At 67.2% G+C, this 21,889-nt stretch carries 24 protein-coding genes; 17 read left to right on the forward strand and 7 right to left on the reverse strand.

The window, feature by feature from the left end; genetic code table 11:
• Nucleotides 1–207 precede the first annotated feature (207 nt).
• Both recR and ACH82I_RS06490 read right to left on the reverse strand, forming a co-directional pair.
• Entirely contained in the window at nucleotides 208–813 is a 606-nt protein-coding gene (gene recR / locus ACH82I_RS06485) for a recombination mediator RecR (RefSeq protein WP_230747488.1), read from the reverse strand.
• Entirely contained in the window at nucleotides 810–4,268 is a 3,459-nt protein-coding gene (locus ACH82I_RS06490) for a DNA polymerase III subunit gamma and tau (RefSeq protein WP_413336286.1), read from the reverse strand. The genes recR and ACH82I_RS06490 overlap by 4 nt, the downstream gene beginning before the upstream one ends.
• Before the next feature lie 99 nt (nucleotides 4,269–4,367).
• On the opposite strand from ACH82I_RS06490, the gene ACH82I_RS06495 reads away from it, so the two are divergent.
• Genes ACH82I_RS06495 through ACH82I_RS06530 form a run of 8 tightly spaced genes read left to right on the forward strand, consistent with a single transcriptional unit; the run spans nucleotide 4,368 to nucleotide 9,979 of the window.
• Entirely contained in the window at nucleotides 4,368–5,090 is a 723-nt protein-coding gene (locus ACH82I_RS06495; protein ID WP_413336288.1) for a DUF1707 SHOCT-like domain-containing protein, read from the forward strand.
• Nucleotides 5,087–5,284 (forward strand): hypothetical protein, encoded by a 198-nt coding sequence (locus tag ACH82I_RS06500; RefSeq protein ID WP_413336290.1) that lies wholly within the window; start codon nucleotides 5,087–5,089, stop codon nucleotides 5,282–5,284. Before ACH82I_RS06495 ends, ACH82I_RS06500 begins: the two co-directional genes overlap by 4 nt.
• Nucleotides 5,285–5,328: 44 nt before the next feature.
• Nucleotides 5,329–6,354 carry an N-acetyltransferase family protein gene (locus ACH82I_RS06505; protein ID WP_413336292.1) on the forward strand — a complete coding sequence of 342 codons (1,026 nt, stop codon included), beginning with the start codon at nucleotides 5,329–5,331 and terminating at the stop codon, nucleotides 6,352–6,354.
• An 8-nt stretch (nucleotides 6,355–6,362) separates the two neighbouring features.
• Nucleotides 6,363–7,013, forward strand: a complete 651-nt coding sequence (locus tag ACH82I_RS06510) for a DUF4178 domain-containing protein (RefSeq protein ID WP_413336294.1) — start codon at nucleotides 6,363–6,365, stop codon at nucleotides 7,011–7,013.
• On the forward strand, nucleotides 7,013–7,576 hold the full coding sequence (locus ACH82I_RS06515; RefSeq protein WP_413336296.1) for a DUF2617 family protein: 564 nt from the start codon (nucleotides 7,013–7,015) through the stop codon (nucleotides 7,574–7,576). Before ACH82I_RS06510 ends, ACH82I_RS06515 begins: the two co-directional genes overlap by 1 nt.
• The gene (locus tag ACH82I_RS06520) at nucleotides 7,573–7,908 is read left to right on the forward strand and encodes a hypothetical protein (RefSeq protein WP_230747466.1); all 336 of its coding nucleotides are present in this window, start codon (nucleotides 7,573–7,575) and stop codon (nucleotides 7,906–7,908) included. Before ACH82I_RS06515 ends, ACH82I_RS06520 begins: the two co-directional genes overlap by 4 nt.
• A gap of 47 nt (nucleotides 7,909–7,955) precedes the next feature.
• Nucleotides 7,956–8,381: a DUF350 domain-containing protein gene (locus ACH82I_RS06525; RefSeq protein ID WP_413336299.1), complete on the forward strand. Its 426-nt coding sequence runs from the start codon at nucleotides 7,956–7,958 to the stop codon at nucleotides 8,379–8,381.
• On the forward strand, nucleotides 8,378–9,979 hold the full coding sequence (locus tag ACH82I_RS06530; RefSeq protein ID WP_413336300.1) for a polyamine aminopropyltransferase: 1,602 nt from the start codon (nucleotides 8,378–8,380) through the stop codon (nucleotides 9,977–9,979). Before ACH82I_RS06525 ends, ACH82I_RS06530 begins: the two co-directional genes overlap by 4 nt.
• Before the next feature lie 5 nt (nucleotides 9,980–9,984).
• On the opposite strand, the gene ACH82I_RS06535 is transcribed toward ACH82I_RS06530, so the two are convergent.
• From ACH82I_RS06535 to ACH82I_RS06545, 3 genes are all read right to left on the reverse strand, one after another.
• Nucleotides 9,985–10,356, reverse strand: a complete 372-nt coding sequence (locus ACH82I_RS06535; RefSeq protein WP_413336302.1) for a DUF4190 domain-containing protein — start codon at nucleotides 10,354–10,356, stop codon at nucleotides 9,985–9,987.
• A 123-nt stretch (nucleotides 10,357–10,479) separates the two neighbouring features.
• Entirely contained in the window at nucleotides 10,480–11,064 is a 585-nt protein-coding gene (locus ACH82I_RS06540; RefSeq protein ID WP_413336304.1) for a TIGR03085 family metal-binding protein, read from the reverse strand.
• Between the two features lie 16 nt (nucleotides 11,065–11,080).
• On the reverse strand, nucleotides 11,081–11,986 hold the full coding sequence (locus ACH82I_RS06545; RefSeq protein ID WP_413336306.1) for a Sir2 family NAD-dependent protein deacetylase: 906 nt from the start codon (nucleotides 11,984–11,986) through the stop codon (nucleotides 11,081–11,083).
• 79 nt (nucleotides 11,987–12,065) lie between these two features.
• Between ACH82I_RS06545 and ACH82I_RS06550 the strand changes: the two genes are divergently transcribed.
• From ACH82I_RS06550 to ACH82I_RS06590, 9 genes are all read left to right on the forward strand, one after another.
• Nucleotides 12,066–12,518: a flavodoxin family protein gene (locus ACH82I_RS06550; RefSeq protein WP_413336308.1), complete on the forward strand. Its 453-nt coding sequence runs from the start codon at nucleotides 12,066–12,068 to the stop codon at nucleotides 12,516–12,518.
• A 147-nt stretch (nucleotides 12,519–12,665) separates the two neighbouring features.
• Nucleotides 12,666–13,088: a hypothetical protein gene (locus ACH82I_RS06555; RefSeq protein ID WP_413336310.1), complete on the forward strand. Its 423-nt coding sequence runs from the start codon at nucleotides 12,666–12,668 to the stop codon at nucleotides 13,086–13,088.
• A 13-nt stretch (nucleotides 13,089–13,101) separates the two neighbouring features.
• Entirely contained in the window at nucleotides 13,102–13,440 is a 339-nt protein-coding gene (locus ACH82I_RS06560; protein WP_413336312.1) for a winged helix-turn-helix domain-containing protein, read from the forward strand.
• A 60-nt stretch (nucleotides 13,441–13,500) separates the two neighbouring features.
• Complete coding sequence (locus ACH82I_RS06565) at nucleotides 13,501–14,919, forward strand: amidase (protein WP_413336314.1); 1,419 nt, start codon at nucleotides 13,501–13,503, stop codon at nucleotides 14,917–14,919.
• Nucleotides 14,920–15,106: 187 nt separating this feature from the next.
• Nucleotides 15,107–15,931: an AraC family transcriptional regulator gene (locus tag ACH82I_RS06570; protein ID WP_413336316.1), complete on the forward strand. Its 825-nt coding sequence runs from the start codon at nucleotides 15,107–15,109 to the stop codon at nucleotides 15,929–15,931.
• Between the two features lie 176 nt (nucleotides 15,932–16,107).
• Nucleotides 16,108–17,139, forward strand: coding sequence for an iron-siderophore ABC transporter substrate-binding protein (locus ACH82I_RS06575; protein ID WP_413336318.1), 1,032 nt, complete (start codon nucleotides 16,108–16,110; stop codon nucleotides 17,137–17,139).
• 12 nt (nucleotides 17,140–17,151) lie between these two features.
• Complete coding sequence (locus tag ACH82I_RS06580; RefSeq protein ID WP_413336320.1) at nucleotides 17,152–18,192, forward strand: FecCD family ABC transporter permease; 1,041 nt, start codon at nucleotides 17,152–17,154, stop codon at nucleotides 18,190–18,192.
• Complete coding sequence (locus ACH82I_RS06585; protein WP_413336321.1) at nucleotides 18,189–19,235, forward strand: FecCD family ABC transporter permease; 1,047 nt, start codon at nucleotides 18,189–18,191, stop codon at nucleotides 19,233–19,235. Before ACH82I_RS06580 ends, ACH82I_RS06585 begins: the two co-directional genes overlap by 4 nt.
• Entirely contained in the window at nucleotides 19,232–20,035 is an 804-nt protein-coding gene (locus tag ACH82I_RS06590) for an ABC transporter ATP-binding protein (RefSeq protein ID WP_413336323.1), read from the forward strand. The genes ACH82I_RS06585 and ACH82I_RS06590 overlap by 4 nt, the downstream gene beginning before the upstream one ends.
• Nucleotides 20,036–20,050: 15 nt before the next feature.
• On the opposite strand, the gene ACH82I_RS06595 is transcribed toward ACH82I_RS06590, so the two are convergent.
• Both ACH82I_RS06595 and ACH82I_RS06600 read right to left on the reverse strand, forming a co-directional pair.
• Nucleotides 20,051–20,737 (reverse strand): DNA alkylation repair protein, encoded by a 687-nt coding sequence (locus ACH82I_RS06595; protein ID WP_413336325.1) that lies wholly within the window; start codon nucleotides 20,735–20,737, stop codon nucleotides 20,051–20,053.
• A 73-nt stretch (nucleotides 20,738–20,810) separates the two neighbouring features.
• Entirely contained in the window at nucleotides 20,811–21,869 is a 1,059-nt protein-coding gene (locus ACH82I_RS06600) for an FUSC family protein (protein WP_413336327.1), read from the reverse strand.
• Between the last annotated feature and the right edge of the window lie 20 nt (nucleotides 21,870–21,889).

Below are 21,889 nucleotides of genomic sequence, written 5' to 3' on the forward strand. Positions count from 1 at the left end.
ACGCACAGTCCTCGAGTCGGCGCGCGGCACGGTTGAGGCGGGGACGCACAGCGCTCAAATCAGCGCGCGGCACGGTTGAGGCGGGATTGTTCGGCTACTTCCGAGCAGATCTGGGCCCAAAAATGCTCGGAGGTAGCCGAACAATCGCTGCAGGTGGCCCTGATCGCTGGCGGCGCCAGGGGCGGAGAGCGATCCGGTGCGGCGAAGTCAGTCGATTTCGCGGCGGCCGGAGAAGGCGCGGCCGAGGGTGACCTCATCGGCGTACTCGAGGTCTCCGCCCACAGGCAGCCCGGAGGCAAGTCGGGTCACGGTCACGCCGAGAGTGCCGAGCAGGCGGACGAGGTAGGTGGCGGTCGCTTCACCCTCGAGGTTCGGATCCGTGGCGATCACGCACTCCTTGACCTCGCCGTCCTGGAGCCTCGTCATCAGCTCCTTGATGCGCAGGTTGTCCGGTCCGACTCCGGCCATCGGGTCGATCGCGCCGCCGAGGACGTGATAGAGACCGCGGTATTCGCGGGTGCGTTCGATCGCGACGACATCCTTCGGCTCCTCGACCACGCAGATCATCGACCGATCCCGGCGAGGATCCTGACAGACGGTGCATTCGGATTCCTCGGACACATTGCCGCAGATATCGCAGAAGCGCACTCGCTTCTTCACCTCGGTCAGTGCCTGCGCCAGTGCGGTGACGTCAGCGGACTCGGACTGGAGAATGTGGAACGCGAGTCGCTGCGCCGACTTCGGCCCGATGCCCGGGAGTTTGCCGAACTCTTCGACCAGGTCCTGCAGGGCACCTTCGTAAACCGCGCTCATACTTCTCTTTCATCGATGACTTCGCCGCCGAGGACGCGTGCGATCACGTCGACTCCGATCTGCGGGGCCTCCGATACGTCGAGGTCCGTCTCCGGATCATACTCGTCCTCTACGGAACCGCTGTGCTGCTCGGATGTGTCGGCACCCTGTCCCTGGGCCGAGCCGTTGCCGCCGAATGCCCCGCTGCCGCCATACGACTCATCCGGGCTCGCCGGCCGCTGAGATCCGTAGCCCGAGGGGGTCGACTGAGCCGAGCTCGCACCGTGCTTCTCGGCGAGCGCGGCGAAGCGGGACTTGAACGGTTTGGCCCCACCGTTCCCGTGCGATTGCGGTGGGGGCGCAGTCTGGCTCGGCACCGCATCGTTCGGCCCGGCTTCGTTCGGCGCGGCGAAACTCGGGGAGTCTGCACCCGCATAGTCGTCGAGGAAGTCGAGGTCGTCGTCATCCGGCGGCGGGACGACGACCGCGCCGACGTCGACCGCTCCGCTGCCGGCGCTCGTCGAATCGGAGCTGTCAGGTTCGGCGCCCTCTGCCACCCCACCGGCAGGAGCGTCGTGCCAGGTCGGCTCCTCCCACCGGGGCTGGGCGTACTCCATGGGTTCGGCGGCGTCATCATCGGCCGCAGTCGGTTCCCGGTGCTCAGCATCCGGTGCCGGCGCTGGATTCGAAGGACGGTCCTCCGCGGCGACGGCCGTGGCCGAATCGCCCTCGTGACCGGCTGCGGGTTCACTGTCGTGAGCGCTCGAAGCTGCGAAGAAGTCGTCGTCCGAGAGGTCAGGGACGAAGATCTCGTCCCCAGCCGCAGTGTCGCTGACGGCGACGGGGTCGTCGGCCGGGGCTGTCGGTGCCTGATCTGCCGGGTCAGGCTGTTCTTCCGGACGTGCCAGATCAGGCTGATCGGCGGGATCTGCCTGGTCAGGCTGATCTGCCTGAGGTTCAGGTTCAGGTGCAGGCTCAGGTTCAGGTGCAGGGCCGGGTGCATGGTCAGTCGAGGCCGCAGCAGCGTTGGACTGCGAGGAATCGACGGAGACGTCGGCCGTGTCAGCCTGCTGTTCTCCCTCCTCGTCGTCGGAGGACCATGGTCCTTGGCCCGGCCCGCCGGTCTCCCAGAACTTCTCGTGGTCGACCTGAGGCTTGTCGACCTCGCGGGTGCCGACGACCGCGGCGACTTCCTGCGGGCTGGGGCGACGCTGGCTGGGCGCCGGACCGCGATTGGCACCGGAATCACTCAACCCGGGAGCCGATGCTCCCTTGCCGCCGACGCCTCCGCCGGCACCTCCCGTCGGACCGCCGCCCGAGTTGCCGCTGACGCGACCGACATCACCGACGTCGATGCGCGCCTGGATGCCGAGGACATCGTTGATCGCCATGGCGAGCTTAGCCGCATGATCGCGCTGCTTGAACCCCTGGACGGAACCGGCATTGTTGAAACCGAGGTAGACGACACCGTCGGAGAACGACTGCGGGATCGCATTGGCAGCGATGATCGCACGAGTCAGGCGGCTGCGCTTCTCGACAGCGGCGAGGATGCTCGGCCAGGCGCGACGAATCGCTTCGATCTCTCCGCCGATCTCGCCGGCACCGGCCACCGAGCCCGCTTCCGGAGCCGTCGGATCACTCGAACCCTCGGGCTGGTTCGGAGCCGGTGCTCGAGACTCATCCGGGACTTCGGACCCGACCTGGGATCTGGCATCCGAAGGTTCTGTCTCGTTCGGCCCCGCACTCGCGTCATGGCTCTGCTGTGCTGGAACCTGCTGTGCTGAAGTCTGTTGTGCCGGAGTCTGCTGTGCCGGATTCTGCCGCTCCGGAGCCTGCAGATTCGCCTGTTCCTCCGGTCGATCGGCAGAGGCCTGAGTCTCCTCATCGTGAGCCGCGGCATCCGACGGTCCCGACTCCCCCTGATCCGATGTCGACGCAGGTGGCATAGGTGGCACAGACTGTGACGCCGCCTCCGGCTGGGCCGAACGCGGGGAATCATTGAGCATCGACTCGGCGGCGACGGCGATATCGGCGAGGTCATCGAAGTCATCGTGCGCGGCGGCGGACGCAGTCGACGGTCCGCGCACGGCCGAACCGGCGCCACCGCCCTGTTGAGCAGCACCGCCCCGCTGAGCCGCGGCACCCTGTCGGGACACACCGTCCTGCCCCGGCCCGGGAACCGACCCGCCCGTCATCGCCTGACCAGCATCGGCCACCTGACTGGCACCAGCCGCCTGACCAGCGCCAGCCGCCTGACCGGCAGGCTGCGACTCGACCTGAGCCGGGGGCACATTCGCAGCGGTGCCCGTCGCGGACATGCCGATCCGGCGTTCCATGCGCTCCATGCGGCTGAGCACCGCGTCGCGGCTGCGTCCCGAACCGGGCAGCAGGACGCGGGCACAGATGAGTTCGAGCTGCAGCCTCGGCGAGGTCGCCCCGGACATCTCGGTCAGCCCGTGGTTGAGCAGATCCGCGGCCCGAGAGAGCTCACCCTGGCCGAAGCCGCGAGCCTGCAGAGTCAGCCGCTCGAGCCGATCCGGGGGAACCTCGGGCAGGAAGGCATGGGCCGCCTCGGGTGCGGCATTGATGACGATGAGGTCGCGGAAGCGTTCGAGGAGGTCTTCGACGAAGCGACGCGGATCCTGACCGGACTCGATGACTCTCTCCACCGCGCGATACACCCCTCCCCCGTCACCTGCGGAGAAGGCGTCGACGATGTCGGAGAGCAGCGAATCGGGCGTGTACCCGAGCAGCGCGATCGCCCGCCCGTAGTCGACGCCGTCGGGACCCGAACCGGCGATGAGCTGATCGAGCACGGACAGGGTGTCACGCACCGACCCGCCGCCGGCACGCACGACCAGGGGCAGCACGCCCTTGGCGACCTGCACGCCCTCACGGGTGCACAGCTCATCGAGGTAGTTGCCAAGGGCCTCGGGCGGAACCAGGCGGAAGGGGTAGTGGTGCGTCCGCGAACGGATCGTGCCGATGACCTTCTCCGGCTCGGTCGTCGCGAAGATGAACTTGATGTGCGGCGGCGGCTCCTCGACGATCTTGAGCAGAGCGTTGAAGCCCTGCGAGGTGACCATGTGCGCCTCGTCGAGGATGAACACCTTGTAACGGTCGCGTGCGGGCGCGTAGATGGCGCGTTCACGCAGGTCACGGGCATCATCGACGCCGTTGTGGCTGGCCGCGTCGATCTCCACGACGTCGAGCGAACCGGGGCCGCCGTTGGCCAGGTCCTGACAGCTCGGGCATTCTCCGCACGGGACCGGGGTCGGACCCTTCTCACAGTTGAGGCACCTGGCCAGAATCCGCGCCGAGGTGGTCTTGCCGCAGCCGCGGGGCCCGGAGAACAGATAGGCATGGTTGATGCGGCCGCGTTCGATCGCGGCCTTCAGCGGATCGGTCACATGCTCTTGACCGATGACTTCGTCGAAGGTCTCTGGGCGGTATCTTCTGTACAGTGCGGTGGACACGCCCCCTAGCCTAATGCCAACGACTGACACGACACACGGGCCGGCCGGAACGTCCCCCGACGTTGTCGACGGCAGTGCGCATCGGGCACGATAGAGTCCATGAGTCCAGCCATCCCCGACCCCGACGCGAACCGTCCCGACGAGAACGACCCCGAGGCGCGCCCCACCGACCCGGCGAAGTCCATCCGCATCGGCCACCAGGAACGCGATGAGGCGATCGAGGTGCTCCGCGAGGCCGCCGGGGACGGACGGATCACCGTCGAGGAACTCGACGAGCGGATGGAGAAGGTGCAGGCGGCGAAGTTCCCCATCGACCTCGACGAGGTCCTGGCCGACCTGACGACGAACCTGCCCTCCGACCGCTTCCGGCCTCAGACTCCCGGCTCTGGTCTGGCTCGCCCACCGGCTCCCGGCCAGGACGTCATGAACCCGAACAATATCGGCCGGGACGCGACCGAGCCGCTCGTGCTCAAGGCCGGTTGGGAGTCGGAGAACCGCCGCGGCCGGTGGCTGGTGCCCGCCGTCATCCGCTGCGAACCGTCGATGTCGAACATCGAACTCAACTTCCTCGAGGTCACCACCGACCTCGAGCGCATCGACGTCGAGATCGTCGCGGGCATGGGCTCCGTCGTCGTGGTCGTCCCCGACGACTGGGGCGTCAACGTCGACCGTCTCTCGAAGACCTGGGGCACCGTGAGGTCCTCGGTCAGTGCGGTTCCCCAGGGGCGGAAACCGACCATCGTCGTCGGCGGATCGGTCGGCATGGGCACCTTCCGCGCCCGCTTCGCGAATTGGCTCGACCGCCGGCGACTGGCGAAGTGATGGAACCCGGTCTCGGCGCCGTCCTCTTCCTCACGGTCTGCATCATCGTCATCTTCAGCCTCGGCGCGCTCCTCATCCATCGCGTGATGAACAAGCCCGGTGCCCACATCGGCTCCCGCCTGCCCCGGCATGACAACGACCACGGCACCGAGGCGGCCGACCGGAAGAAGGGCACCGACCCCGACGAGGAGTGAGGCGGTTCCTTGCAAACCCGGGCCCGGCATGGTCGACTCGAAGCATGCCTGAGATCGAGATCACACGCATCGATCCCGATGATGCCGCGGGGCTGAGGGACTGGGATGCGCTCATGCGCGACGCCTACACCGCCGAGCGGACGGCGGCGTGGTGGCGCAGTCCTGCGGCCCTGCTCGCCCAGTTCGCCCACCCCCGCACCGACAAGCAGGACATCGCACTCGTGGCCCACCTCGGCGGGGAGGCCGTCGGCGGCGCGGAGCTTGCGCTCATCACCGATGCCCCCGCTGAGGTCGAACTCGGCGTCTCCCCCACACACCGCCGTCAAGGGGTGGCCACAGCACTCGCCGAGGCGGTCGAGGCGCTGCTGCGCGAGGCGCAGCCGGGAGGCAGAAGGGTCGAGGTCGTCCAGACCGAGACCTACTGTCCGACCGGGATCGCGTTCGCGCAGTCGCGGGGCATGCGCATCGGCATCGAGGAGCATCGGCTGCTGCTCGACCTGCCGGACTATCTCACCGCCGATGCCGACCGCTACAAGGATTCCGGGGCCGCCACCTCGGTGCCGGTCGTCGCCGCGGATCCGGACTTCGCGGTCACCTCGTGGACCGGAGCCTGCCCCGAGGAGGTCCTCGAGGACTGGGCGATGCTGCGGGTGCAGATGGATGAGGACGTGCCCGTCGGGGACCTCACCCGCAGCACCCGGCATGCCGACACTGCCGCGATCCGCAGCCATGAGGAGCGCATGGACGAACACGGCTGGATCCTCGTCAGCTCGCTGGCTCATGTCGAGGATCGGGCGGTCGGCTACACGGAGATCATGGTCTCCCGCGATCAGCCGGACATCGTCATCCAGGAAGACACCCTCGTCGATCGGGCTCACCGCGGGCGCGGCATCGGACGTGCCCTCAAGGTCGCGAACATGCGTCAGCTCCAGGACGTGCCCGAGGCCGCCGCCGGGAAGTGGATCCAGACCTACACGGCCACCGGCAATGCGCCGATGCTCGCTCTCAACCGCGATCTCGGCTTCCGCACGGTCGATACGATGACCGCGCTGGAGGGGCGATTCGACTAGAGTGAACGGTGACAGTCCCGTCCACCGAAGCGAAGCAGGCACCCGTGTCGCCCAACATCATCATCGCCGTCCTCGTGTTCATCCTCGTCGTCCTCATCACCGTGCTCGTCATCCGCTCACGCGCCGCGAAGCAGCGTCGACAGACCGCCGACCGGACCCCGCCGAAGCCCCGCGATCCCTTCGCCGCCGAACAGGACACCGGTGGAGATCCGGCAGCGATCAAGGCCGGCGATCTGCTCGAATTCGGCAATGAGAAGTTCTTCGTCCGCGGCACTCTGCGCATCTCCGAGGGCGGCTACGACTGGGCCGAGCACTTCTTCCAGTCCGACGAGTCCGCGACCCGACTGTGGCTGACCGTCGAACACGACCCCGACCTGCAGGTCTCCCGGTGGCGCGACCGCCCCGAGCTCGACATCGAGCCGAAGGCGAAGACCATCACCATCGACGGCACCGAGTACCAGCTCGTCGAACACGGCACCGCCTCGTACCGCTCCGAAGGCACCACCGGACTGAACGAGAAGGGCGGGGTCGACTATGTCGACTACGAATCCGCCGATCACCGGCTCCTCGCCTTCGAACGCTTCGACCACGGGCGGTGGGAGGTGAGCACCGGCGAGTCCATTCCCGTCGGCTCCTTCACCATCTACTCGAGCAGCTGATGCGCGACCTCCCCCACACTCCCCCGCTTCCGACGGTGCCGCTGCGCGCCGAGGTGGCGTTCACCGACGTCTCGGCCGCCGCGTTGCGCTTCACCCTCGATCACGAACCCATCACCCCGTTGGCTTCCCGGTTCGTCGACGTCCCCGCGGGGACCGAAGACCCGCACATCCGCCTCGAACTCCGCGTCATCGGCTCCTCCCACCAGGTCATCGTCGACGACGATTTCATCGAGACCTTCGCCTGCCTCGGCGCCGGTGAGGCCCCCGATTGGGGCAGGGAGCGGAGCACCGACGGCACCTGGGTGGGGTTCTCCCGGCACCGGTTCACCTGCACCCTGACCGAGGTGCCCGGTGACTTCGCCGCTGCCGCCGCCGAGGTGGTCCGGCGTTCCGGCGCCCACGGCGATCACCTCGTCGTCTCCTTCCCAGGAGATCCGAGCGCGCTCACCGCCCTGGCGCTGACCCACGTTGATCCCGACAGGCTGGCCTGGCAGACCTGGCACTGCTATCCGCAGCATCGCCAGATCGTGCACAGCCACAGCGAGCTGAGGAGGGACGCATGAGCCGCGACCCGAACGTCTCCATGGGCGGAGGCTCCTTCGACTTCGATGCCGAGAACGGCCGCGGATCCTCCGGCGGCTCGGGCGGCTGGGGTTCGGGGCCTGCGAACAACGACTCGGGGCGGAAACCGAGGCGATTCGGCTGCGGCACGATCATCGCCCTCATCGTCATCCTCGTGCTCATCGGAAACGTCATGCGCGGATGCTCCGATGACGAAGGCGGCTCCGGCGGCGGAGGATTCTTCTTCCTGCCCTTCTTCGGCAGCAGCTCCACCGGATCGAACTACGGCGACGGCTCGGGCTTCCGCGGCGGCGGACCCGGCACGGGCAAATGACGGCAGACACGATGCGACCAGCACAGATGGCACTCTGAAAGGCAGACATGTTGGCAGAACTCTTCCTGGAGATCGGGATCGTCCTCTCCTATGCCGTGAGCGGCCTCGTGCTCATGCTCATCGGCTATTTCGTCGTCGACCTCCTCACCCCCGGCAAGCTCCACGTCCTGCTGTGGCAGCAGAAGTCGCGGACCGCGGCGGTGCTCGTGGCCTCGGACCTCGCCGGTGTCGCGATCATCGTCATCGCCGCGATCAGGGCCAGCTCCGATGACCTGCTTCTCGGGGTCATCTCCACCCTGGTCTTCGGCATCGTCGGCATCATTCTGATGGCCCTGAGCTTTCTGCTCATCGACGCCTTCACCCCGGGCAAGCTCGGCGACATCGTCAAACCCGATCAGTTCCACCCCGAGGTGTGGGTCAACGCCACCGCACACCTGGGCATCGCGGGCATCATGGCCGCAGCGCTCCTTTGAGCACAGACACCGCTGCGAGCGATCCGGCTGCGGCAACGCTGCCGCTGAAGCCGGGACCTGCCCGCTTCTTCGTCCTCCTGGCCGTCTTCATCTGCGCGAGCTGCGGCATGGTCTACGAGCTCGCGCTCGTCGCGCTCGGCTCCTACCTCCTCGGCGACACCATCGTCCAGGCCTCCATCGTGCTCTCGGTGATGGTCTTCGCGATGGGCATCGGCTCACTGGCGACGAAGCGGCTGACCCGGTTCGCCGCCGTCGCCTTCGCCCTCATCGAGGCCGCACTCGGCATCATCGGCGGACTCTCGGTCATCCTCCTCTACCTCGCGTTCGCCTTCGCCGATGTCTACACCGTCGCGATGATCGTCCTCGCTTTCTTGATCGGCGCCCTCATCGGCGCGGAGATCCCCCTGCTCATGGAGCTCGTGCAGCGCATCCGTGCGCAGAAGGCCTCGAGTGCGGTGGCCGATCTCTTCGCCGCCGACTATGTGGGCGGACTCGTCGGCGGGCTCGCCTTCCCCTTCGTGCTGCTGCCGATCTTCGGTCTGCCGCGTGGGGCGCTGGCGGTGGGCATCACGAACACCGTCGTCGGCATCCTCATCGTCCTGTGGCTCTTCCGAGCGCAGATCCGCACCCGCACGCAGGTCATCCTCGCCGGTCTCCTCGTCGTCATCGTCGGGGGTCTCACCGCAGTGTGGGTGTTCACCGACGACATCGAGATGACCACCCGGCAGCGTCTCTACCGCGACCCGATCGTGTACTCCCAGCGCACGGACTATCAGGAGATCGTGCTCACCGAGTCCCCGAAGACCGGGGACACTCGGCTCTATCTCAACGGGGATCTGCAGTTCGCCTCGGCCGACGAATACCGGTACCACGAGACGCTCATCCACCCGCTGATGAACGGTCCGCGACGCAACGTCCTCGTCCTCGGCGGTGGCGACGGCCTGGCCGTGCGGGAGATCCTCAGATACCCCGACGTCGAGACCGTCACCCTCGTCGATCTCGATCCCCGGGTCCTCGAACTCGCCCGGACCTCGGAGCACTTCACGGACTTCAACGAGGATTCGCTCGACGACCCCCGGGTACGCACGATCGCCGCCGATGCCTTCACGTGGCTGCGCGAGGCGAAGCACGAACACTATGATGCCGTCGTCGCGGATCTGCCCGACCCCGATGACGTCGCCACCTCGAAGCTCTACAGCGTCGAGTTCTACGGACTGATCAAGCAGGTGATGTCACCCTCGGCTCGCCTAGTCGTGCAGGCCGGTTCCCCCTACTTCGCCCCGGAGGCGTATTGGGGAATCGGCGAGGGAGTCGCCGAGGCGGGCCTGACGACCACGCCCTATCACGTGGACGTGCCCAGCTTCGGCGACTGGGGCTACTTCCTCGCCGCCGTCCCCGACGGTGGGGAACACGGTCCGGACGTGACGGTCCCCCGGGATCATCCCGGGGGATTGAAGTTCGCCACGCCTGAGGTGCTCGCCGCTTCGACGACGTTCCCACCCGATCGCGATCGCTCGTCGGTCGGTGAGGTGGAGGCCTCGACGCTGCTTCATCCGCGCGTACTAGATCAGGAGCGCGGAGCCTGGGTGGGCTACTGAGGAGCTCAGGCCCCGAGGAGTCCGAACAGTCCGGCCGCTCCGACGAACCCGAGCCCGAGCAGACCGCCGAGTGCGGCCAGGGAGAGGAAGACGATGCCGAGGATAAAGCCCCATTTGCCCATCTCGTTGTCGGCGTAGCCGGCCCGACGGGAGTTGTTGCGGGCCATGTAGCCGGTGACGATGCCGGCGATGGGGCCGAGGAAGTTGAAGCCGAGGAACGTCGAGAGGGTCGCGACCAGTGAGATGATGCCGAGGACCTTGCCCGGGTCCTCTTCGGCTCTCGGCGCCGGGCCGGGAACGTAGGACTGGGGGCCGGTGTGCTGCTGGTAGTCGGTGTGCTGGTGCAGTCCGGGGGTGGGATCGGTGGGTGCATTCATGGCTGGGTCTCTCCTTCTGCGTTGGCTGTTGAGACCAGCCTAGGAATCCGCGTCAGCTGAGTGAATGCTTAAAACCTCTGACCTCGACGGGGGTTTTCCCGAGTCGCACTCATTTCACGCCGTTCACTTCACGTCGACGAGCGCGTGCCGCTCACGTCCCATGAGGTAGAGCAGGATCTCCAGCGGCTCCCCGGTGATCGTCACCGAGCTGCCGCGCTTCTTCCCGATCCGGCGGCTGCCGAATTCGGGGCTGCTGATCTCGACCGGACCGTCGGCCTTGGCCACGAACGGCAGCAGCATGAGCTTCGCCTGCGACCAGGCGGTGGCGTTCTCCGACCGGGACAGGCGCCGGGGGATCCATTCGATCGCCGCCCGCCGGATGTCCTCGTGGTGGACGAGGAATTCGCTCGTGTTCATCGCGGACTCCACACCCGGCAGCGCTCCCGGGGTCCACCTCGGCGGGGCGGCGACGAGACCGAGCAGCTGCGGAAACGGCATCTCCGCGTACTCGTCCGCCTTCTGTTTGAGCGCGTCGTCGAATCGGGAGACGAATGTGCCGAGGGCCGCCCGGGGGTGCCGTTCGCGGATGATCAGGTGAGTGGCGAGGTCGCGGACCGTCCACCCCTCGCACAGGGTCGGGGCGTCTTCACCGGCACGGCGGGCGGAGTCGACGAGGCGCAGTCGTTCGGTGCGAGCAAGATTGGTCATGCTCGGAAGTCTGTCATCACTGCCTTGGACTCACCTGAATGCCGAGTTCAGCGGCCCAGTCCCGAACGAAGTCAGCGACCCGGGAGACCGAGCGGAAATCGGCGAACTCGTCACCACGGGTCGGCCCGTCGGTGACGATGACGACCGGTTTGGCCGCCTTGGCGGCGGCGCGGACGAAGCGCAGCCCCGAGAGCACCGCCAAAGAGGACCCGAGCACCACGAGTCCGCCCGCCTGCTCACAGATGCGGTTCGCCTCCCGCTGCCGCTCCACCGGCACCGAGTCGCCGAAGTAGACGACATCGGGTTTGAGCGCTCCCCCGCAGATCGGACAGTCGGCGACCCGGAATCCCGCGGTCTCCTCGAGTTCGACATCGCCGTCCGGAGCGGTCTCGACATCGATCGGGTCGATGCCGGTGAGTTCGACGAAGTCGGGGTTGAGTTCGCTCAGTCGCCGCTGCATCCAGTTCCGGTCGAAGAGGTGCCCGTTGTCGAGGCAGATGACTCGGTCGAGGCTGCCGTGGAGGTCGATGACGGGGCTCGGAGCAGGGACCTCCTCGGCGGCGGCCTGGTGGAGTCCGTCGACGTTCTGGGTGACGATCCCGGCCACGTCGATCTCGGCCAGCGCCCGGTGTCCGCGGTTCGGGCGGGCCCTGAGCATCCGCGGCCAGCCGACCCATGACCTGGCCCAGTAGCGGGCCCGTTGGTCGGGGTGGGAGAGGAAGGTCTGGATCGTCATCGGCCGCCGCGGCTGGGCGTCGGGTCCGCGGTAGTCGGGGACGCCGGAGGCCGTGCTCATGCCGGCACCGGTGAGCACCGCCCAGTCGGAGCTCGCCGAGGCGGTGAGGGCCCCGATGATCTCGCCGTCGGTGTGGCTCGGCTCAGGGCGCAGGCGCCCGCGCAGGGGGTCGACGATGATCGCCATGCGTCCTCCTCGTGTCTCGTCGCCTCCCACTGTAGGCGCGGGGACTGACACCACGCACACCGAGAGCTAGGCTGAGCCCATGGTCAGCGTACTTCTCGTTCATCATTCGCCCTCGGAGGCGACGAATCGGATCGCCGAGGCGGCCCTGGCCGGGCTGCGGATGCCCGGGTTGGGCGGCATCGACGTCGTCGTGCGTTCCGCCCTGGAGGCGAGCGCGGCCGATGTACTCGCCGCCGATGCCTATGTGCTCGGCACCACCGCGAATTTCGGCTATATCTCCGGTGCGCTCAAGCATTTCTTCGACACCACCTATGACGAGGTCAGGGATCCGACCGCGGGTCGGCCCTTCTCGTACTGGATCCACGGTGGGTACGACACCACCGGAGCCGAGACCGCGATGAAGCAGATCAGCACCGGACTCGGCTGGTCGTTGGCCTTCGATCCGCTCATCCTCACCGGCGAGGTGGGAGCGGAGCACCTGGAGAAGGCCACGGAGCTCGTGGCCACGGTGGCCGCCTCGGCCCTGGCTTGAGACCGGGAGGCGGGAACCGGGAAACGGGGACTGTACGAACTTTTCGGTGAAACTACTTTCCAATATGGAAAGTAGTTGCTAGGATGAAATCACTTCCACCCCGAAAGTCGCCGAACCACCGGCACCGATCCCACCGAAGGAGCAGCCATGAACGCCACCCCCACCCCGGAACAGGCCAGCGACCTCCTCGCCCAGGTCGACGCCACCCAGCGGCAGGCACGATCGAGCGACGCCTGGCCCCTGGTGATGATGCTCTTCGTCCTCAGCGGCGTCGTCTCGGTCAGTCTCGTGGCCGTCGGCATCCTCGAGGACAACACGACGCAGCTGATCATCCTCTGCGCCGGCCTCGCCTGGCTCATCCCCTCGATGATCGTCTACATCTCGAAGGCGCTGAGCTGGAGCCGCCGGTCGACGGTGCTGCTGCTGACCTGGCTGCCGCTGACGATGCTCGTCTACCTCGTCGCGATCATCGTCGACTCCTACTCCCCGACCTCCTGGGTGCCCTTCGCCGCAGCCGGTCTCCTGTGGATCGCCTCCCCGAACCTCGCCCTCGTCGGCCTGCGCCGCTGAACGGGAGGCGATCATGAACCCGTATCAGAACATTCCCGAAGACGATGAGATCCCCGATCTCGGCGACTCCCTGGCCCGCATCGACCCAGACCTCGGCAACCCGACTCGCCTGGGCATCGTCTCGAGCCTGAAGAATCGCGAAAGGGCCGAGTTCAAACTCCTCCGCGACTCCCTCGGCGTTTCGGATTCGGTCCTTTCCCGCCACATCTCCGCACTCGAGAAAGCCGAGCTGGTCACCGTCAATAAGGGCTATGTGGGCAAACGCCCCCGCACCTGGGTCTCCATCAGCAAAGAGGGCAGCAGACGCATCGAGGCCCACATCCAGGCGCTGCGCGAGCTCGCCGGCGGCTGAAGGCGTGACCGCCACTGAGTTCCCGGCTAGCATGAGGGTCATCCGACGCAAGGAGGCACGATGAACACCACCTCGGCGAACACCGGAGTCGAATTCCGCGAACTGCACGAGATCTCCCGCCTGATCCAGACCGGGCAGCTGAGCTCCCGGGAGGTCACCGCAGCCATGCTCGACCGGATCGACCGCCTCGATCCCTCTCTCAACGCCTTTGCCGCCGTCATGCGTGAGAGTGCCCTTGCCGAAGCCGAACGCAATGATGAGCGTCTTGCCCGCGGTGATTGGCTCGGTCCGCTGCACGGCGTGCCGATAGCCGTCAAGGACCTCGCCTACACTCACGACGCACCCACGGCTGCCGGGACGACGATCCATTCGGACTTCCGCCCCGACTTCGATGCCACTGTCGTTTCCCGCCTTCGGGCGGCCGGTGCGGTCGTCCTCGGCAAGCTGCGCCTGACCGAGGGCGCCTTCACCGGACACCATCCGGACCTGCCGACCCCGGTCAATCCTTGGGACTCGGCCACCTGGTCGGGTGTGTCCTCGAGCGGTTCGGGGGTTGCCACCTCGGCGGGCCTGTGCTTCGGTTCCCTCGGCTCGGACACGGGCGGATCGATCCGACTGCCGTCCTCAGCCAACGGGGTGACCGGCCTCAAACCCACCTGGGGTCGCGTCTCCCGGCACGGCATCTTCGCACTCGCACCGAGCCTCGATCACATCGGACCGATGACGCGCAGTGCCCGCGATGCCGCAATCATTCTCGAGACCATCGCAGGACACGATCCGCACGATCCCACCTCGGCGCTCGAACCGGTGCCTCGCTACAGCCAGCACCTGCGCCTAGACCGTAGCCCGGTGGTCGGCTTCGACCGCGAATTGGCCGAGGCCCACTTCGACGCGCCGACGAACGCGATGCTGGAATCGACGATTGAGACGATCGAGAACCTGGGCTGGCGAGTCATCGATGTGCGGACTCCGGATTTCCTGGCCGCGGCCCAGGACTGGACAGCGCTTTGCGGGGTCGAGACGGCCGGAGTCCACGATGAGACCTACCCTGCCAGGCGCAGCGAATACGGGCCGGACCTCTCCGGACTCATCGACATCGGTCGGGGCCTCTCCGCCATCGACTACCATCACCTCCTCGAGTCCCGGCGAGCCTTCACCGGGCGGATGCGATCCCTGATGGCAGACATCGATCTCCTCCTGCTGCCCGGAATCGGAGTCGGGTCACCGACCGTCGAGCAGATGAAGAGCCTCGGCTCGGACCCCGAGCTGTTCGCCGCCGCCACTGTGCCGACCGCTCCCATCGACAACTGCGGGATGCCTTCGATCACCTTGCCCGCGGGATTCACCCAGCGGGGAACTCCCCTGGCCGCACAGTTCGTCGCCGATGATTTCGGCGAGCAGCTGCTGTTCTCGGCCGCGCACGCGTTCCAACAGTCCACGGACTTCCATACCCGCCACCCGGAGCTCGCCGGCGGCTGAGTGCGCGCCTCCTCCCGTCTGGCGGCGCCCCTCAATCTGAAATGGGTGACCTCAATCCACAGTTCCGTCGCAGACAACGCCTCGGGAGACGGCGTCTGCGACGGAAGTGTGGACCGACGGATGCCAGAGCGAGTTTGAGCACCGAAGGGCCGCCCACGCGCTCCGACGCGTCGCGTATTCTGATCGGGTGCCCACGATCAAGCCCTTCCGCACCCGAACCGACCCGGACAGAGCCACTGGCTCCGCCCGGGTCGCCGAACGTCGGCTGCCCCGCTATGAGGCAGGACAGCTGGAGATGCCGGTGCGGATCCTCGGCTCCCAGGAGGAGATGGATCGGGAGACCTATTGGGCCGAGCACTCCCATCCCACCCATGAGCTCCTGTGGCGCGATGCCGGCGTCGGCACGGTCACGATCGGCTCACGGACCTGGACCATCACCGCCCCCTTGGGCATGTGGATCCCGGCCGGGATCCCGCACTCCGGGTGGACCCCAGCAGGAGTCGTCGTCTGCGCGGCACAGTTCAGTGTCGACAACTCGCACGTCAGCGACACCCCGACCACGATCGCGATCACCCCGCTGCTCCGCCTACTCCTCGACCGCCTGCAGACCCTCGAAGCCCACACCGACTCCTATTCCCTGACCGAGGCGATGATCCTCGACGTCATGTCTCCGGCCGCCCACGAACTCCTCCTCCACCGGCCGAACAATCCGCTGCTGGACCCGATCGTCGCCGCCATCGCCGAGGATCCGGCCGATGAGACGAGCCTCCAGGACTGGGCGCACCGCCTGGGGGCGAGCGCCAGGACCATCACCCGCGCCTTCGAGGCCGAGACGGGCCTGGGATTCAACCGCTGGGTCACGACCGCGCGGATCCAACACGCCGTCAGCCTGATCGGCCTCGGTCACGCGATCGAGGATGCCGCCTTCGACGTCGGCTACGCCTCGACCAGTGCCTTCACCACGGCGTTCAAACGAATCACGGGCACAACCCCCGGGCAGTTCCGCGCCTGAGACCATCACGGGCCTGTCCGTTTGGCGCAACAGCCTGTCGGAATTGCTCGATTGCGGCGCACGGTCGCCTCGGATAGTTTGTTTAGGCACACCTAAATCATCCCGCTTCGAGCGGATGAACCGAGCTGTTCACCCTCCGCATCGTCCAAGCGACCACACACCGTCGAAAGGCCACAATGACCCGCCGCCCTGCCCGCGCGTTGGCACTGACCGCAGCCGTAACCGCCGCGCTCATGCTCACTGCCTGCTCACCTTCAGAGTCCTCCGATGACGCCTCGGGCGGTGACGATTCATGGACACCCGTGACCATCGAACACGCCCTCGGCACCACCGAGATCTCGGAGAAGCCCGAACGCGTCGCCACCGTCAACTGGGCCAACCATGAGGTGCCTCTGGCCCTCGGCGTCGTCCCCGTCGGCATGGCCCGCGCCGACTTCGGCGATGACGACGGCAACGGAGTCCTCCCCTGGGTCGAGGACAAGCTCGACGAGCTCGGCGCCGAGACCCCGACCCTGTTCGACGAGACCGACGGCATCGACTTCGAAGCCGTCGCCGACACCCAGCCCGATGTCATCCTCGCCGGCTACTCGGGCCTGAGCCAGGAGGACTACGACACCCTGTCCGAGATCGCTCCGGTCGTGGCCTACCCGGAGACGGCCTGGGGAACCCCGTGGCGCGAGATGATCGAGATCAACAGCGAAGCCATCGGCATGAAGGACGAGGGCGAGGAGCTCATCTCCGACCTCGAGTCCGAGATCGACTCCTCGGTCGCCGAACACCCGGCGATCAAGGACAAGTCGACGATGTTCCTCACCCACGTCGACCCTTCCGACCTGTCCGAGGTCAACTTCTACACCACGCATGACACCCGTGCGATGTTCTTCGAAGACATGGGGATGAAGGCTCCGGCCAGCATCGCGAAGGCCTCCGAGGAGACCGACCAGTTCTCCTCGACGGTCAGCGCCGAACAGGCCGACGTCTTCGACGACGTCGACATCATCGTCACCTACGGCGATGACAAACTCGTCAAGACCCTCGAAGACGATGAGCTGCTCTCGCAGATGCCCGCGGTGAAGAACGAGGCGATCGTCAACCTCCCGGGTGACCAGCCCCTGGGCACCGCGGCGAACCCGACCCCGCTGTCGATCTCGTTCATCCTCGACGACTACCTCGACGAACTCGACAAGGCCGCTTCGAACCAGAACTAGGCACCCACCTCGATGACAGCTCAATCGACAGTCGAGTCGACCGCCGCCCGGCTGCGGCGGTCGACTCACGTCCGCCTGATGTGGATGCTGACAGCCCTCGTGCTCGTCGTCATCCTCATGATCGCCTCGACCATGATCGGCTCCCGCAATGTCGGCCTCGACGACGTGCTCGCCGCCTACGGCGGTTCGGCGAGCGGCTTCGATCAGGCCGCGGTTGCCAAGCGCATCCCCCGCACCCTGCTTGCCGTCTGCGTCGGCGCGGCCCTCGGCGTCTCCGGCGCCGTGATGCAGGGCGTGACCCGCAACCCTCTGGCCGACCCGGGCATCCTCGGAGTCAACACCGGGGCCTCGCTGGCCGTAGTCATCGGCATCGCTTTCTTCGGACTGTCCACCGCCGATGGCTACATCTGGTTCGCCATCGCCGGTGCCGCGATCACCTCGGTGTTCGTCTACGCCGTCGGGTCCCTCGGACGGCAGGGCGCAACCCCGCTCAAGCTCGCCCTGGCCGGGGCCGCAACGGCTGCGGCCCTGTCCTCGTTCATCTCCGCCGTCGTCCTCCCCCGCGGTGACATCTCCGATCTCACCCGGGACTGGCAGATCGGCGGGGTCGGCGGGGTGACCATGGACTCGGTCCTGCTCATTGTCCCCTTCCTCATCGCGGGCTTCCTCATCAGCGTCTACTGCACCCCGGGGCTCAACGCCCTCGCCCTCGGCGACGAACTCGCCGCGGGCCTGGGCCAGCACGTCGGCCTCACCCGCCTCCTCTCTGCCGCCGGTGCGGTGATCCTCTGCGGCGGGGCCACCGCCGTGGCCGGACCCATCGGCTTCCTCGGCCTCGTCATCCCCCACGCCTGTCGCCTGCTCATCGGCGTCGACCACCGCTGGCTGATCCCGTTCTCCGCGGTCACCGGGGCCGGCCTGCTCACCGCCTCGGACATCCTCGGACGCATCGTCGCCCGCCCCGCCGAACTCGATGTCGGCATCCTCACCGCACTCATCGGCGCCCCGTTTTTCATCGCCATCGTCCGCCGTCAGAAGGTCCGATCCCTGTGAGCACCACCCCACTGACACCCACCGCCGAGGCGGTCCTCGGCCTGCGTCGGGCGCGGGCGAAGCGTTGGACGAGCACCGTCGTGATCCTCGCCGTGCTCGTCATCGCGTGCTTCCTCGCCAGCCTCATGGTCGGGCAGACCTTCTACTCCTTCGACAAGGTCATCCGCGTCATCGCCGGCGACCAGGTCCCCGGGGCCTCATTCACCGTCGGTCGTCTCCGTCTGCCGCGTGCGGTGCTGGCGCTCTTGGTGGGACTGAGCTTCGGCCTCGGCGGAGTCACCTTCCAAACCATGCTCCGCAATCCTCTGGCCAGCCCCGACATCATCGGCATCAGCTCCGGAGCCTCGGCGGCCGCGGTGTTCGCGATCATCACCCTCGGCCTCGGGACCACCGGCGTCTCGGTCTTCGCGATCGTCGCCGGGCTCGCGGTGGCCCTGCTCATCTACCTGCTCGCCTATAAGAACGGAGCAGCGGGCATCCGCCTCATCCTCGTCGGCATCGGCATCTCCTCGATGCTGAGCGCACTGATCAACTGGGAGCTGACCCGGGCCGCACAGTGGGACCTGCAGGAGGCGCTGCGCTGGCTGGCCGGCAGCCTCAACGGAGCGAACTGGGACGCCGTACTTCCGGTGCTCATCGCCCTCATCGTCCTGTCCCCGCTGCTCATCGGCCAGTCGAGGAATCTCTCGATCACGCAGCTCGGCGACGACACCGCCGAGGCCCTCGGCGTGCGGGTGTCGCGGACCCGCCTGTTCGTCATCGTCACCGCCGTCGGCCTCATCGCCTTCGCCACCGCAGCGGCCGGCCCCGTGGCCTTCGTTGCGTTCCTGTCCGGGCCGATCGCGGCTCGGCTGGTCGGTCCGGGGCCCTCACCGCTCATCCCCGCGGGACTCGTCGGCGCCCTCCTCGTGCTCGTCGCCGATCTCGTCGGTCAGTTCGCACTCGGCACCCGGTACCCGGTCGGCGTCATCACCGGCATCCTCGGTGCCCCCTATCTCATCTACCTCATCATCAGGATCAATCGTTCGGGAGGCTCCCTGTGACCACGGACCATTCGCTTGCGGCCGAGGACCTGCACCTGTCCTACGGGGACGCAGACATCATCTCCGGACTCAGCCTCACCCTGCCCGCAGGAGACATCAACGGCATCGTCGGAGCCAACGCCTGCGGCAAGTCCACCCTGCTCAAATCCATGTCCCGGCTGCTCACCCCGCGTTCGGGTCGGGTCGTCCTCGACGGTCAGCAGGTGCATGCGATGCCGGCGAAGAAGCTCGCCCGCACTCTCGGGCTCCTTCCTCAGACGCCGATCGCCCCGGAGGGCATCACGGTCGCCGATCTCGTCGGGCGCGGTCGCCATCCGCATCAGGGCGCGTTCTCCCGGTGGAGTGCCGCCGATGACCTCGCCGTCGCCGAGGCCCTGGACTCCACCGGCACCGCGGAGCTCGCGGATCGGCCCGTGGACGAACTCTCCGGCGGTCAGCGGCAGCGGGTGTGGATCGCGATGGCTCTGGCCCAGCAGACCGATATCCTCCTCCTCGACGAACCGACGACGTTCCTCGACGTCAACCATCAGGTCGAAGTCCTCGATCTGCTCACCGAGCTCAATCAGCGCTCCGGGGTCACGATCGTCATGGTCCTCCACGATCTCAACCTCGCCGCCCGCTACTGCGACCGACTCGTCATGCTCGCCGGCGGTACCATACACGCTCAGGGCACCCCCGCCGAGGTGCTCACCGAAGCCAATGTCGAGCACGTGTTCGGGTTGGAGAATCGGATCATCGAGGATCCGGTGTCCGGGCAGCCGCTGATGCTGCCGATCGGACGCCATCGCACGCTCGGATAACGTGCCCGCGCCGCCTCAGTCGGCGGCGTCCGTGGGCGACTCGTCTGACCTGCGGCGGACGATCTCCGCAATCCAGCTCGGTGCGAAGGGAGAGGTGCAGCCCGGCGGAGTCGGATAGTCCTCGAGCACGCCGAGGCGGTGGCCGATGGCGATGGCCCGCTCCCGCAGCTCGGGGTTCTCAATGCCGATATACGACAGAGTCTCGTTCATCGCCCACTGCAGACGCTCCTCGGCGTCGGCCATCTTCGCCTCGATAGTATCGAGCAGACTAGGCAGATCGAGCCCTGCCGGGTTCCTGTTCACCCTCTCGCTCGTCAGCGCCCACCCGGCGGAGGCGACGACGGGATCGGGATCGTCGAACCAGGACTGCCGGAGTACCTCGGCGTGGGGTGACTTCTTGACGATGTAGCTGACCAGCCAAGCGTGGACCTTCGGGACCCGGGCGTCCCGCAGCATCGCGTCGAGCTGCTCGAGGTCCCAGGCACGGGGTCGCATGATGAGGATCGCGACGAGGCGGGCGGCGGTGTCACCGGTCGCCCAGAGTTCGGCGGCGAGCTCATCGTTCTTCTTCAGGTCCTTGGCCACGGCGCGCAGCTTTGTGAGGTTGACCCCGTGGTCGTCGCCGTGCGTCTCATTGACGGCGCGGATCTTCGGATCCTCGAGCGCGGCGAGGGCATCGAGTACTTCTGCGGTCGTGGACATGAGGGCCTTCCGGATCTGAGGGTGGGGCAACGACGTGTGATCATGATAGACCGCACGCGGGCGCCCAGCTCGGTCAGCCGGCCGGGTCCTCACCGGACCGCAGCGCGGGCCGCGGAGAACGGCTGAAGGTGAACAGAACGACGATGAGTCCGACGATGACGCCGATGACGGTCTCAACGGCCCGGGAGGTCAGCAGTTCGGTGACCGGGAGCGGATGGCCGAGCTGCGTCATCAGCAGCGCCAGCGGGGTGATGAAGAACAGAGCCACCGAATAGTTGCGCAGGACGTAGATCTCGGCGAGGAACTGCAGCAGGATGACCCACACGACGATCTGCCACGGCTCGATCGGGAACGAGAGCAGGAACGCGGTGACGACGACTCCACCCAAAGTGCCGACGACCCGGTGCAGGCCGCGTTTGAGTCGGGCCGAACGACCGGGAGCGGCGATCGGAGCGACCGCGGCGACCATCGCCCAATAGCTGTGGGACAGCAGCGGCAGCACATCAATGAGCAGGGTGCCGACGATGCCCGCGATGAGCGGGGCGATGGTGAACCGCGCGGCATGGGCGAGCAGATCGCCTTTGCCGACGGGAGACAGCCCGACCCGGACGTATGTGGCCTTCTCCGCGGGCACCCGTTCGCCGGCCAAGTGGGCCAGTGCCCCGAATCCGATGCTCAGTCCGGCCGAGACCGCGGCGATGAGCATGGCCGTCGGCACCGAGGCGCCGTTCGGGATCGAGCCCACGGCACCGGTGGCGAAGATGAAGAAGATCGATCCGCCGGGTTTGAGCCGGAATCTCAGAGCGGTGGCCGCACCGAACCCCGAGACCAGCGAGGTGACGACGATGAGCACCCAGATCGAGGCGTCGAGCGCGCCCAGCAGGGCGCCGATGCCCACACAGACGACGAGGATTCCGGCCGCGATCGATTGGCGTCGCAGTCGCGAGCGCGGGGCTTCGAAACGCGCGTAGATGCCGGTGAAGGCGCCGAAGGCTGCGTAGACGGCGAGGTCGAGGCGATCGATGAACAGGAGGACCAGCAGCGGCACGGCCACACCCAGGGCGATCCGGAATGCGGGGATGTGATCGCGTTCGGACGGTGGGACGCGAAAGAACTCCTGGACATGGTTCACCCTCGGTGTGCCTCCTCGGC

Origin of the sequence: Brevibacterium sp. GP-SGM9, from assembly GCF_047300845.1 — a bacterium.
In the GTDB taxonomy this organism is placed as follows: Bacteria; Actinomycetota; Actinomycetes; order Actinomycetales; family Brevibacteriaceae; genus Brevibacterium.